This window comes from Clostridium sp. AF15-41 (assembly GCF_003604095.1).
In the GTDB taxonomy this organism is placed as follows: domain Bacteria; phylum Bacillota; class Clostridia; order Lachnospirales; family Lachnospiraceae; genus Coprococcus.
The window spans coordinates 133,462-147,453 of sequence record NZ_QTMQ01000005.1 but is presented as its reverse complement, the minus strand read 5'-3'; the positions used below and the strand labels follow the sequence as shown (position 1 = coordinate 147,453).

General features: G+C 42.3%; 10 protein-coding genes and 1 tRNA gene. All 11 read right to left on the bottom strand.

The window, feature by feature from the left end; all coding sequences use genetic code 11:
• Window positions 1–14: 14 nt before the first annotated feature.
• Complete coding sequence (locus DWW43_RS05530; RefSeq protein WP_119962960.1) at window positions 15–3,566, bottom strand: DNA polymerase III subunit alpha; 3,552 nt, start codon at window positions 3,564–3,566, stop codon at window positions 15–17.
• Between the two features lie 76 nt (window positions 3,567–3,642).
• Window positions 3,643–4,203 carry a DUF5662 family protein gene (locus tag DWW43_RS05525; protein ID WP_119963004.1) on the bottom strand — a complete coding sequence of 187 codons (561 nt, stop codon included), beginning with the start codon at window positions 4,201–4,203 and terminating at the stop codon, window positions 3,643–3,645.
• 197 nt (window positions 4,204–4,400) lie between these two features.
• A tRNA-Thr gene (locus DWW43_RS05520) sits at window positions 4,401–4,473 on the bottom strand.
• 5 nt (window positions 4,474–4,478) lie between these two features.
• On the bottom strand, window positions 4,479–5,759 hold the full coding sequence (locus DWW43_RS05515) for a DUF4143 domain-containing protein (RefSeq protein WP_243104403.1): 1,281 nt from the start codon (window positions 5,757–5,759) through the stop codon (window positions 4,479–4,481).
• Between the two features lie 120 nt (window positions 5,760–5,879).
• Window positions 5,880–8,600: an SEL1-like repeat protein gene (locus DWW43_RS05510; RefSeq protein ID WP_119962959.1), complete on the bottom strand. Its 2,721-nt coding sequence runs from the start codon at window positions 8,598–8,600 to the stop codon at window positions 5,880–5,882.
• Between the two features lie 97 nt (window positions 8,601–8,697).
• Window positions 8,698–8,955 (bottom strand): HPr family phosphocarrier protein, encoded by a 258-nt coding sequence (locus DWW43_RS05505; protein WP_008401349.1) that lies wholly within the window; start codon window positions 8,953–8,955, stop codon window positions 8,698–8,700.
• A 9-nt stretch (window positions 8,956–8,964) separates the two neighbouring features.
• Complete coding sequence (whiA, locus tag DWW43_RS05500; RefSeq protein WP_008401348.1) at window positions 8,965–9,936, bottom strand: DNA-binding protein WhiA; 972 nt, start codon at window positions 9,934–9,936, stop codon at window positions 8,965–8,967.
• Between the two features lie 16 nt (window positions 9,937–9,952).
• Complete coding sequence (gene rapZ, locus DWW43_RS05495) at window positions 9,953–10,831, bottom strand: RNase adapter RapZ (protein WP_008401347.1); 879 nt, start codon at window positions 10,829–10,831, stop codon at window positions 9,953–9,955.
• Between the two features lies 1 nt (window position 10,832).
• Window positions 10,833–11,741: a UDP-N-acetylmuramate dehydrogenase gene (gene murB / locus DWW43_RS05490; protein ID WP_119962958.1), complete on the bottom strand. Its 909-nt coding sequence runs from the start codon at window positions 11,739–11,741 to the stop codon at window positions 10,833–10,835.
• Between the two features lie 243 nt (window positions 11,742–11,984).
• On the bottom strand, window positions 11,985–12,926 hold the full coding sequence (locus tag DWW43_RS05485; RefSeq protein WP_119962957.1) for an ROK family glucokinase: 942 nt from the start codon (window positions 12,924–12,926) through the stop codon (window positions 11,985–11,987).
• A gap of 3 nt (window positions 12,927–12,929) precedes the next feature.
• Window positions 12,930–13,880 (bottom strand): HPr(Ser) kinase/phosphatase, encoded by a 951-nt coding sequence (gene hprK, locus DWW43_RS05480; RefSeq protein ID WP_008401344.1) that lies wholly within the window; start codon window positions 13,878–13,880, stop codon window positions 12,930–12,932.
• Window positions 13,881–13,992 lie beyond the last annotated feature (112 nt).

The window sequence follows — 13,992 nt, the reverse complement described above, 5'->3', positions numbered from 1 at the left end:
ACGCCGGAACTCTGCTATTTCTTCTTGTTCGGGCGAACCGTCACACGGCTGACACCATATTCCAGCTTCAACCGGTCAACGATACCGGAAGCGCCATCAACCATAAAACCTCTGCCCATATTCTTATACTGTTTTTCCTGTTTTATGAATATGTATACCGGACAGTTTCCTTTATATTCTTCAAGAATCGACAGGAAATCCTTCTCCAGTTCATCATATTCTTTTCTATCGTCAAAACATACCCAGACCTGAAGATCACCTTCTGTAAATTCCGGTTTTCCTGCATTTTCTCTGCGTGGCTTCATTCTGCCGCTGTTATTATAACGGCTGAAATCATTTCCGGCCACAACCTCATCAAAGGTCAGGATCTCCTCAGCGATCAGCTTCGCATCCTCCTCGGATACCGTTGCACGTCCCTTTACGAAGATCTTATTATCTGCCGTCAACTTCTCACGATAATCTTCATATTTCTTAGGAAATACGATGATCTCCGTTTGTCCGACCATATCCTCCAGTGTTACAAACGCCATATTCTGATTATTCTTCGTCATTTTTATCGTAACATCTGCTACCATACCGCCAAGAATACAGATACTCTGATCCTGAACTCTTGCACGTCCTTCTTCCTCATCGATCATGAAATCCACCGATGAAAATGCCGTTTTCTCACTCATCAGTTTCTCATAATCAAGAAGCGGGTGGCCGGATATATAGATACCCAGTACGGATTTCTCAAGTGCCAGCTTCTCCTGCTCGTCATATTCCTCTACATCCGGGAATTTCGTCTTTGCAGCTTCTGCAAACTCACCGCCAAAGAATTCTGCAAATGACATCTGTCCTGCAGATAAATTCTTCCGCTCTTTATAGACTTCATCGATCATCATCGGATATGCCATCATCATCTGACGTCTCTTCACGCCAAAGCTGTCAAATGCACCTCCAAGGATCAACGCCTCAACAGTCTTCTTATTTGTCTCCTTCGGTGTCATACGAACCAGGAAGTCCTTCATGTCTTTATATGGTCCATTTGCCTCCCGTTCTTCTACGATCCGGTCTACTACTGCACTTCCGACACTCTTGATTCCTGACATGCCATATCGTATCGCACCCTTGGCTACTGAGAATCCGCTGTAGCCTTCATTGATATCCGGCGGCAGAATCCGGATTCCCATCTGGCGGCAGGACTGGATATAGCCTGCGACCTTGGAACTGTTATCCTTTACCGATGACATCAGCGCCGCCATGAATTCAACCGGATAATAGCATTTTAAAAATGCCGTCTGATAGGCAACAACCGCATATGCTGCTGCATGGGATTTGTTAAATGCATATTTTGCAAAATCCGTCATATCATCGAAAATCTTATTTGCAGTTGCCTCCGGGATACCTCGGGCGATACAGCCCGGCACTTCTAATTCTTCATTTCCATATACGAAATACTGTCGTTCCTTCGCCATGACATCCGCTTTTTTCTTAGACATAGCACGGCGTACCAGATCGCTTCGTCCAAGTGTATATCCTGCAAGCTTCATAACGATCTGCATAACCTGTTCCTGATATACGATACAGCCATAGGTCGGTTCCAGGATTTCCTGAAGTTCCGGCACATCATAGGTGATCTTCTCAGGATGTTCCTTACCATTGATATAGTTCGGAATAAAATCCATAGGACCCGGACGATACAGAGAGATTCCTGCTATGACATCTTCCAGACTCTGAGGCTTTAGCTCCTTCATAAAGCTCTTCATACCGGAACTTTCAAGCTGGAAGATACCTTCTGTCTTTCCTGAAGTAATTAACTCAAATACTTTCTTATCGTCATAATCGATATGGTCGATATCAATATCAACTCCGGTCTCCTGCTTTATGAACTTCACCGCATCCTGAATAACGGTCAGAGTACGAAGTCCGAGGAAGTCCATTTTCAGAAGTCCTAACCGTTCGATCGTAGTCATTGTAAACTGTGTGATGATCGAATCGTCACCGCCTCTTGCAAGCGGTACATATTCATCGATAGAATCTCTGCCGATTACGACACCGGCCGCATGCATACCGGTATTTCTCGGAAGTCCCTCTAACTTCCTTGCCATATCGATCAACTGCTTGACATCTGCATTTCCCTCATACATCTCCTTCAGATCCTTGCTGACCTTCAGAGCTGTATCAATATTCATACCGATCTCCATCGGAATTGTCTTCGCTACCGAATCACAGAGTGCATACGGAAGATCCAACGCACGACCGACATCGCGGATAACATTTCGTGCTGCCATCGTCTGGAAGGTTACAATCTGTACTACCTTTTCTTTTCCATATTTACGGACAACATAATCGATAACCTCCTGTCTTCTCTCATAACAGAAATCCACATCGATATCAGGCATAGATACTCGCTCCGGATTCAGAAATCGTTCAAACAGAAGATTGTAACGGATCGGATCAATATTCGTAATCTCCAGACAATAGGCTACGATACTACCCGCTGCAGATCCACGGCCGGGGCCAACCGCAATCCCATGATCCTTGGCATATCTTATAAAGTCTGATACAATCAGGAAATAATCCACATATCCCATTTTCTTGATCGTATTGATCTCATAGGTCAGGCGCTCCATCAACTCCGGTGTTACCGGATTATAACGCTTCCTGATACCCTCCATACAGAGTTTTTCCAGATACTCCTCGGCTGTCAGCCCATCCGGCACGTCAAATTCCGGCACCTTCTGCTCGCCAAATACGATCTCTACATTACAACGGTCTGCAATCTTCTGTGTATTTGCAAGCGCTTCCTTCGCATAAGGGAAAAGCTTATACATTTCTTCTTTGGATTTCAGGTAATACTGTCCGCCTGTATAGCGCATACGATCTTCATCATGTACCTTACGGTTCGTCTGGATACACAGAAGAACATCGTGTGCCTCCCAGTCCTCCGCAAGGATATAGTGAGAATCATTAGTTACGACCATAGGAATACCCAACTCTTTGGACAACCGCATAACACCCGCATTTACCGTCGCCTGCTCTGCCAGTCCATGATCCTGCATCTCGAGGAAATAATTATTTTCTCCAAATATCTTCAAATGACGGAGCGCTGCCTCTTTGGCTTCCTCATAGTTGTTCTTTCTTAAATTGACCGCAACCTCGCCTGCCAGACAGGCTGAAAGCGCAATAATACCCTCGTGATATTGTTCCAGCACTTCCATGTCTACTCTCGGCTTATAATAAAATCCCTCGGTAAATCCTCTGGATACAATCTTTGACAGGTTCTTATATCCCTGATTGTTCTCTGCCAGCAGCACCAGATGATAGTATCGTTCCTCTCCTCTGGTATTCTCACGGTCAAATCGTGATCCCGGGCTGACATAGATCTCGCAGCCTATGATCGGCTTGATCCCCTCTGCCCTTGCTGCCTCATAAAAATCAATAACACCATACATAACGCCGTGATCGGTGATCGCAAGCGAATCATACCCCAGTTCCTTCGCGCGTTTCACCAGACTCTTGATCTTCGCCGATCCATCCAGCAAACTATATTCCGTATGCACATGTAAATGTGTAAAATCCATATTTATCCCTCCGCCTTTTCAGCCTCTCTTCCGTTTATATACTTTCTCCGGTCTGACGTTACTGCCGATAACGATCTTATTTCTGCTTTTTCTTCGGCCTTTTATTATGCAGCACTTCACGTCGTATATAGTCAAAGGTATAATCTTCTCCTTTTCCTGCCAGCATCACCAGCAGACTTTCAAGCAGTGCATCCGTCTCCGGATGAAGCAAATGATTTTTTCTTGCTTTTCCTTTTCTGAAATATTCCAGTGGATAGGAATCATTATACTTCTCTTTATTATAATTCTTACTTGCTGCGATCCGGTCGCAGAACATCTCGACCACATACTTCTCCGGCATTTTACAGCCTGCCAATGCACCGGAGCGATCCATACTGTAATCTACCCAATATTCCAGATGATGCTTGTTTCTTCCCTTGTGGTGCAGCCATGCGCTTGTATATCCTTTATCTTCACGCTCCGCGTCGTTCGGGCTACGATCTCCCTGATAATACTTCACACCTACCGAGAACTCCGTCCACGAATATTTGGACAGATCATGCAGCAGTCCCTGTTTATATAAGCCTGCCCGGAAGCAATTCTTCATAACCAGCCACTTATGATGGTTGATCGTTTTCAAATGTTTATACCAGTTCATGTTCATGAAACTTTTCATCTCCGATTTCATTCTAAATATTGTCCGATTTTTATTGTATTTCATTTTACCCTTTTTGCCAACACCCAAGAAAGCAGTTACCTGAGAATTTTCATAATTCTGCCCCTAAAACCATTTTAAGGCATAAAAAATACCCCGAAGCCCTTGCTTTCTCTTAGGTTTCGGGGTATAAGGTTTAAAGCCGAAAAAGGGACTCGAACCCTCGACCCACGCATTACGAATGCGTTGCTCTACCAACTGAGCTATTTCGGCGTTTGTTAAAAATTCCAGATGCCGTATAACGGAACATTTAAAAGTCCGTTATTCATATACATATCATCTGTTGAGATTCTGATAGACGTCGCATTGTCATATCTCTGCTTAAACACCTTGGAACTCTGTGCCTTGGTATGTGGCTCTGTCTGTACATCAACCGGTACAACCTCGCCATCACCTTCATACACAAAATCAACCTTTGCTGTTGCAGATGATATCCAGAAGAACAGCTTGCCAATATTCTTATTCGCATATAATTCTTCTAGTGCATACTGCTCGGCTATCATGCCATCCATCGTATCAACGATATTGGTCTTATCTATATCATTATAATGAATGCCTGCCATAATTCTTAAAAGACCGTGATCCAAATGATAAATCTCAAAGGATTTCTCATCCACCTGCTCTGCAAGTGGTAACACCCCGTGTCTTATACGATATACCTGACGGACAACTCCGATCCGTACAAGATGGTCAACAGACGACTCATACTCTCTGGCTCTCGCCTTGGGATCTACATATCCGTACATAAACTTTTTATTCTCTTTGGTAAGCTGAACAGGAATACTGTTCCAGATCAACATAACCTTTGTTAAAAGTTTCTTCGGTGTTACTTTTACTATATATTCGGTCATTTTGTCAAGTGTTTTTTGCAAAATACCTTCAACTTCTTCAAAATTTTCATTTTTGTAATATGCATTTACCGCTTCCGGCATTCCCCCGGTCACTAAAAATGCATCCAACATTGTATCTATGCTTTTGCGTACCTCTTCCGGCAATCCTTCCAGTCTCTGGTTCTCGATATATTTCCAGAGTTTACGCCCCTTTCCGGCTTTTAAGAATTCATCAAAAGTCATCGGCATCAACTCGTATACAAAGAGATCATCCTGACATTCCGCTTCACCCGGTAACGGTCCATTAACAGTTGCAAGCATACAGATTCGCACATTGTTACTTACCCTCGCATACTCTACCAGATTTGGTACCGCCATCGTACTGAGCTGTACATTGTCAAAAATCAATAACTTGCCCTGAAAATCGTATTTATCCAGTGAGGTCGTTAATTTCGCATGAAGCTTCTCAGGCTTTCGCTCCTTTGAAATATACTGGCAAAAATCCGGATACTGCTCCAGATTGATAAGAATGTGTTCGTCAAAAAAGCCTGTAGCGAAATCAAGGGCTGCCCATGTCTTTCCTACAAACTTTCCTCCTCTAATGAGTGCTGCTTTATTTTCTCCAATCTCATACCATGTTGCCAGATCGTTCATGATATTTCTAAACATTTGTACTCACCTCTACGACAAACGCATTTGCCATTTCTACATACTGCTTCAACAGACACTTGCCCGAAGAATTACTCTTCGGGCAAGATACTGCTTTAAAACATACTGTTCTAAATTCTATTAAGCATCTTTTCCTATCGAAAGGAATCCATTCTCATTTGCCTTAAGAAGGAATGCAAGACCAATATTCTTTCTGTTTTCACCTGTTGCCTTATAGATCTCGCCGGTCTCAACCAGAGATTTAGCAATCGTATTCAATACATCCTTGAACTGCATCATCTCACGTTTATCCTTCGAACTAAGCTTGAAGATATACTGGTTCTTTGAACTGATCAAAAGAATACTGTATGTATGTATATTATCCTTTGAACTTCTGATCGCCGAACCGATCATTCTGGAGTTCGCAATAATAACTTCTGCATTCTCATCCGGCAGATACTCTGATACGATCAGTTTATAGATCTTAAGATAATCCTGCTCTGCTGTCGCATTGACAGGCATCTCAGCTACCGCAAATTCAACAACAGAATCGGCAAGCTTGATAGTACCGCCTTCATCATTGATCGTTGCTGAGCACTCTTTTGGAACGCACAGGCGGAAGAACTTATTCTCCACAATCTTCTGTCCCTTACCCGGTTCACGGATGATCAGATCCACATAATGCATTTCCAGTTTGTTCATCGCTACGATAGCAGTCTCATCACCGGTCTCTGCAAGCTCGATCAGTGCATCATACAGACTCCAAATCTGCTGTGTCGTAAACGGAACCAGTTCAAACAGCTTCTCAATAGCCGGAACGTAACCCATACTTGCATTTTCAATATATAGCTTGATAGCCTCTTCGTTATCGAGACCTTTTTCAACCTTGTAATTGATAACCTTGAATAAGTTTTCCTTATCCCAGTCATCAAAGTTCGCATTAAAGGCTTTCTCAAAATACTTGATGCTCTTAATCTCGCCCTTATAATTTTCCTGTTTCTCCTGAAGCTGATAGATACGTCCAAGTTCATATCCTGCTCTGGCACTTCCAAGTCCAAGTGCTTCCAGATATGCTTTTTCAATCTCGTACGGCGTTGCTATATAGAAAATCTGCTGCTGTTTCATCATTGCGATCTTAATTGCCGCAGATTCACTTCCTGCCTGAACCGCTCTTTCCCATTTCTCAACGGCCGTCTGAAGATCTTCACCCTTCAGTTCCTCCAGATCCTTAATATAGCCCTCTGCTTCCGGTATACCATTCGCTCTTGCCTTTTTAAAATATTCCAGAGCCTTTCTTCCGTCTCTCTTGGTACGGAGCAGACCATAGTAATAAATACGTCCCAGATAGAATGCAACTCTCTTGTGTCCCAATCTCTCTGCGTTCTCGTACCAGTTCAATGCTTTCATGTAATCCTTCATCTGCTGATCGTAGACATTTCCGATCAGAAATGCAAGTTCAGGATCCTTGGTTGCTTCAAATAACTGCTTTGCATAACTGATCGTTTTTTCCAGATCACGATATGGACTGTCTTCATCATAATACAGTTCTACAAGCAGATAACTTGCCTTGATACTGCCAAACTTCAAAGCCTGCTTTGCAGCCTTCATTGCGCCTTCATAATCTTCCAGATAATAGCAGTAGATTGCTTCATTGTAATACTGCATATCTCTCCGGTTTGCACTTTCTTCACTGACCAGTGTCGGATCAATAAATGCAAATGAGTTTGCTACCTCGAAGATAATCTCCTCGTACTGTTCAATGATCTCCATCGTTGCACATACGAAACGCATACATGCCAGTCGTCTTCCCTGATAGAACGCAAATGAAACAATACCCTTTTCCATATCCTTATGGTAGTATGTCGTGCAGATACCATCTGCATACTCTGTAATATATGCTTTCAACTGTAAATCTTCGTCAAATGCATCATTACAATATCTCAGATAGTTTTCCAACGTCTTCTTAGAATCCTTTGGTATACTGTCGTAATAAACATAGATTGCAAAATCTTTATATGTAAGGCTTGGTGCGTAATATTCTTCGCCTGTTGACTCATTGATGGTCTTCACCCAGTCTTTCGGAAGCTTGTGAATATAACCTTCCACCTGATTATGTACATAGGAATACTGATACTGAAGTCTGGAGGCCTCGATCACCTTGTATCTCGGTTCTTTTCCCTTTTCTTTTCTTCTCTGGGAAATCTCTGTATACAGCTTATCTTTTTCTTCAAATTCCAGGCTGTCCTCATGCGTGCTCGCATATAGTACACGTTCATATGAAGCCTTTGCCTTTGCATCGCCTGCATCTGCAAGCTTCTTATACCACTGCATTGCCTTTTCCAGATCAGCAGGAACTACAAAATCACTCTTATTTCCATATTCATCGATTCGGTTCAATCCGCTCTCATAAATAGAACCAAGGCTCATATATGCTGCCTTGATGCCATAATCGGTTGCGGCTATTTCAAAATACTTGATTGCTTTTGAGAAATTCTGAATCTCCAGCATCATCTTGGCAAGTTTGTAAATAACATCTCCGTCACGGTTCTGATTTACATACTTCTCGTAGTATTTTGTAGATTTATTCATATCTACATTTGTCTTTGCATTACGATAAACACCCTTTTCATAAAATTCTGCCAGTGCAAGCAGGGCGTCATCACCATATGATTTATACTGGGTATCCATTATACCAATGTCTGAAACCTGCTCCAGTATTTTAACCGATTCTTCCGAATCTCCGTTATCCATAAGGTTCATCGCCTTATTATACTGTAACTCTACGTTATTGACCGGTGCTTTCTTTTTAGAAAATCTGGATACGAAAGGTATTTTCTTAAAAATCCCATCAAAAAATCCCATATCTACTTCCTCCGATGACACATGTCCATTAATAAATTGATTTTATCACATTCAAACAAAGCGTGCAATAAAAACACCAATTAATTGCCGGAAGAATTTATGCATTTGCTGTCAGGTAATCTGCGATCTCATTTACTGCAGCTTCCGCATCTTTGCCATCTGCGATAATTGTGATCTCCTGTCCTTCTGTAAATCCCATGCTCATCATTCCCATAATGCTCTTTGCATTGATCTTCTTGTCATCCGATACCAGATGGATCTGACTCTCATACTGGCTTGCAATCTGTACAAGAACTGCTACCGGTCTTTCTTCGGTTCCTTCGGTCATAGCTACCTTAACTGTTTTTTCTAACATTTTTTCCTCCTACACATACGACTTTTGTCTTAGGTCATCTGCTATTTCACTTATTTTTCTTAATCTATGATTGACTCCCGACTTTCCAATGGGGGGATTCATCATCTCACCTAATTCTTTCAGGGATGCATCCGGTTCTTCCAGACGAAGTTCCGCCAGTTCTCTCAGGTTATCCGGGAGATATGTGATACCTCTTGTCTCTATCACATAATTTATATCCTGAATCTGACGGACCGCAGCACTGACTGTTTTATTCAGATTCGCGGCTTCACAGTTTACCCTGCGATTAACATTATTACTGATATCTTTCAATATTCTCACATTCTCCATATTCATCAGAGAAATGTGAGCACCCATGATATTTAACACATCAACGATCATGGTTCCATCTTTTATATAACAGACACTGTATTTTTTTCTGGCAATAATGCGACTCTCGATATCAAGCTCCGCCATAATCTTCTCAATCATTCCCGCCCGGTCTTCATTATCACAGACAATCTCCAGATGATATCCTTTTTTAGGATCACTGACGGATCCCGATGTCATAAATACACCTTTGATAAATGCCCGCTTACAGCACTGTTGCTGTACTACCATTCGATTCACTGTCATATCCTGACAGCTTACTTTTGTCACACCCTTCTGTGAAATCCTAAAATCCGGGGAAAGCTTCAAAGTCTGCAGCATCCGTTCGATCTCGTCCGGCCGATCCAGTACCATTCGATAGATTCGGCTGTTACTACCTGTTCTTTTCACCGAACATTCCATACGGATGTCAAACAACACCTTTATCAGTGATGCCATTGTCTTTGCTATAATACTTCGTTCTGTTGTTATACATAATTTAAAGAGTGAACCATTTCTGTACCACACATCTGCCACCATGGACATCATTCCTGAAAGTTCCGCTATTCTGCAATGTCTTGCGTTGCTGATATTCTTGGCAAGCTCTGCTTTTACTTCCGAGGAAAAGGACATATGCCTCACTCCTTTTCTATAATTTCTTTACAACTGCATCTTTTCCGATATCACGGTGATATATTCTCACAGTGTATGTGGATTTCTGCAGACGATTATATACTTCATTCGCAATCGTTACGGAACGATGTTTGCCACCGGTGCATCCGATCGAGATAACAAGCTGATTTTTTCCCTCTTTAATATAATTGGGAATCAGGAATTGCACCAGATCAATGAATTTGTCCAGAAATTCCGGTCCTTCCTCACAGTTCATGACATAATCCTGAATCACTTTATCATTTCCGGTAAGCGGACGTAGCTCTTCATCATAATAAGGATTCGGCAGGAATCTCACATCCTGCACAATATCGGAGTCTCTCGGGATTCCGTATTTGAATCCAAATGACATGATGGTAATGATAAAATTCCCATATTCCATATTCTGGACAAATATTTTATCCAGTTCAGATTTAAATTCCCTTACCAGAAGATTCGTTGTATCTATAATATAATCCGCTTCATCCTTGATAAAGCTGATCAATTCTCTTTCTTTTTTTATACCATCTATAATTCTTCCATTCTTAGCAGATAACGGATGATTTCTTCTTGTTTCTTTAAATCGTTTTACCAGTTTCTCATCTGAGCACTCCATAAAGAGGATCTCATACTGATACCCATTTTCTTTCATATCATTCAGACAGGCATTCAACTGGCTTAACGCTCTTCCGCTTCGAATGTCCACACTGATCGCCACATTATCTACCTGAATCTGTTCATCGTATGCAATTTCCGCAAAACGTTTGATAAGCTGGATTGGAAGATTATCTACGCAGAAATATCCTGCATCTTCCAGCGTTTTCATCGCTGTTGTTTTTCCTGCACCGCTCATTCCTGTTACAATTACAAATCTCATCCTAGAATGCCCCCAGTGTCTTTATCTCAAGCTCCAGATCCACACCGGAGCTGTCTTTTACCGTTTTCTTTACATCGTTTACCAACTGCATGACATCAGCCGCCGTTGCGCCGCCTTTGTTCACCACAAAACCACAATGTTTCTCTGATACCTGGGCTCCTCCTACAGTATAACCGCGAAGTCCCGCATCCATGATCAGTTTTCCTGCAAAATATCCCTCCGGTCTCTTAAAGGTCGAACCTGCCGACGGATATTCAAGTGGCTGCTTTGAAATTCTCGCTTCTGCCAGTCGCTTCATCTCTGCATCTATCTGAGCTGCATCTCCTGTCTGAAGCTCAAATTCAGCTTCCAATACGACCAGACCATCCTTCTCAGCCTTACTGTGGCGATAACCAAATTCCATATCCGAACCTGAAATATCATAAATCTGTCCGTTTTGATCCAGCACTTTTACGGATGAAATAATATGCTTCATCTCTCCTCCATATGCTCCGGCATTCATATAAACAGCGCCTCCAACACTTCCCGGTATTCCTGATGCGAATTCCATTCCGGTCAGTTCATGCTGTTTTGCCGTTACTGCTGCTTTGATCAAAGATGCTCCGGCCTGAGCGATGATTTTTGTTCCATCCACCATGATCCGAGACATTCCCTCTGCTATATGAATGATCATTCCACGATAGCCATTATCTGATACCAGTAAGTTACTTCCATTTCCCATAATAAAAAATGGAACGTTTTCTTCTTTACACAGATCTACAAGCTCTGCGATCTGTTCCGGCTTTTCCGGTTCTGCCATAAAATCTGCTTCCCCGCCTATCCGAAAAGTTGTATATCGGTTCAAAGGCTCTTTTGTTTTTATTCTGTTTTCTCCTGTGATCGCTGCTGCTCTCTCATAAAACGATGTCATATAATTTTAAACTCCTGACCTGTTTTTATTCTGAACTCTTAGGAATCTTACAAACCTGATAGACAAAACAAAGCCTTTAATATAGGTTTTGCGTGCTGTTCCAGTTGATTTCTCAAAATCTCAAACACTACCACACAATATCATACATTAAAGGCTTTTAGAATTCAATATTAAAAATGTATAGAATTTTCAGGGCGTTTCAACCCGATTTATGTAATTTACACATAGTTTACTTAATACATTTTACTGATTCAGTATACTGCATGCGCCACCATACATACCCGCATCGTTCCCAAGTGTAGCAAGTGCAAACTTGGTCTGTCTGCATGCATGGAAAGCATACTGTGCAAAATATTTAGCGGTTGTATTGATAAGTATATCTCCTGCTCTGGATACGCCACCACCGATTACGAAGATTTCTGGATCTACTACACATGCAATCTGTGCAAGTGCTTTTCCAAGAACCTTTCCATGGTTCTCTACCAGTGTTGCCGCAACTTCATCACCTTCTTTTGCTGCGTCAAATATCTCTTTTGCTGAGATATACTGGATCTGACGAAGCTTGGATGGCTTGTCTGTTGTATTTAAAATGATCTTTGCCATACGAACGATACCGGTTGCTGATGTGTACTGCTCAAGACAGCCCTTGTTGCCGCATCCGCAGACTTCTGTCTCGTCATCATTTACACAGATATGTCCAATCTCCCCGCCTGCACCGTTGGTTCCTGCGAGCATCTTTCCATTTAAAATAATACCGCCGCCGACACCGGTTCCGAGTGTTACCATGACGATATCCTTGTGGCCTTTTCCGCCACCCTGCCACATCTCGCCGAGGGCTGCCATGTTCGCATCATTTCCGGCTTTCACAGGAAGGTCTAATAATTTACTGAGTTCTTCTTCTACATTGAAGATTCCCCATCCAAGATTTACACATTTGATAACAGTTCCATCTGCCTTTACAGGACCCGGAACACCCATTCCAACACCTGCTACATCAGACTTCTCGATCTTCTTCTCTGCCAGTTTATCTTCAACAGATGCTGCGATATCGCTTAAAATATACTTTCCACCTTCATCTGTTCTTGTTGTGATCTCCCATTTCTCAACCATCTCGCCCTGTGTTGTAAACAGACCGATCTTTACGGTTGTTCCTCCGATGTCTACTCCAAATACATAGTTTGCCATTTTCTACTGCTCCTCCTTATTTGCATTGCCCTTCATGATATTCTGCGTCACTCTGTTATATAATTCCTGTGCTGCATTATATCCCATCTTCTTCTGTCTGTGGTTGACCGCGGCAGATTCAACGATAATCGCGATATTTCTACCCGGACGGATCGGGATGTTATGACTTACGACTTTATTTCCAAGAAATTCCGTATACTGGTCTTCCAGACCCAAACGGTCATACTCCGTATCCTTGCTCCACTCTTCCAGATTGATAACCAGATCGATATTCTGATCCAGCTTTACACATTCTACACCAAACAGGGATTTTACGTCAATGATTCCGATACCACGAAGTTCGATAAAGTGTCTGGTGATATCCGGTGCACGTCCAACCAGAGTAGCATCACTGACCTTCTTGATCTCTACCACATCATCCGCAACCAGACGGTGCCCTCTCTTGATCAGTTCCAGAGCAGCCTCTGATTTACCGATGCCACTCTCGCCCATGATCAGAACACCTTCGCCGTATACATCGACCAGTACGGCATGTACGGATATTCTTGGTGCCAATTCTACATGGAGCCAACGGTCTACCTCATGTACAAATGCAGATGTAACTGCACTGGATGTAAGGACAGGCACTCCATGCTTCTTTCCTGCTTCTATAATAAATTCATACGGTTCGAGATCCCGGCAGAATATCAGACATGGCGGTTTATACGAAAAAAATTCATTTATGATCTTGATATTTTCTTCCTCTGTATGCATTGCTGCGATATAGGCATGTTCTACATTTCCGCATATCTGGATACGTCCTGCATCGAAATGTTCAAAGAATCCTCCAAACTGTACCGCCGGGCGGTTCATACCCGGATCCTGAATCAGTACCTTATCGGTATCGATCTCCGGTGTATAATTCTTCAGATTCATTTTCTCTATGAGTTTGGATACTGTTATACTGTAAACCATCTTCTCCTCCTGTTTTCCCTAGTTTCAGTTCTTGTTTCATTATATTCTACAACCTATTTATCGTCAATTCATCAATTCATTTTTTCAGGAAAAAAGCCACCTGTTTTCTGTA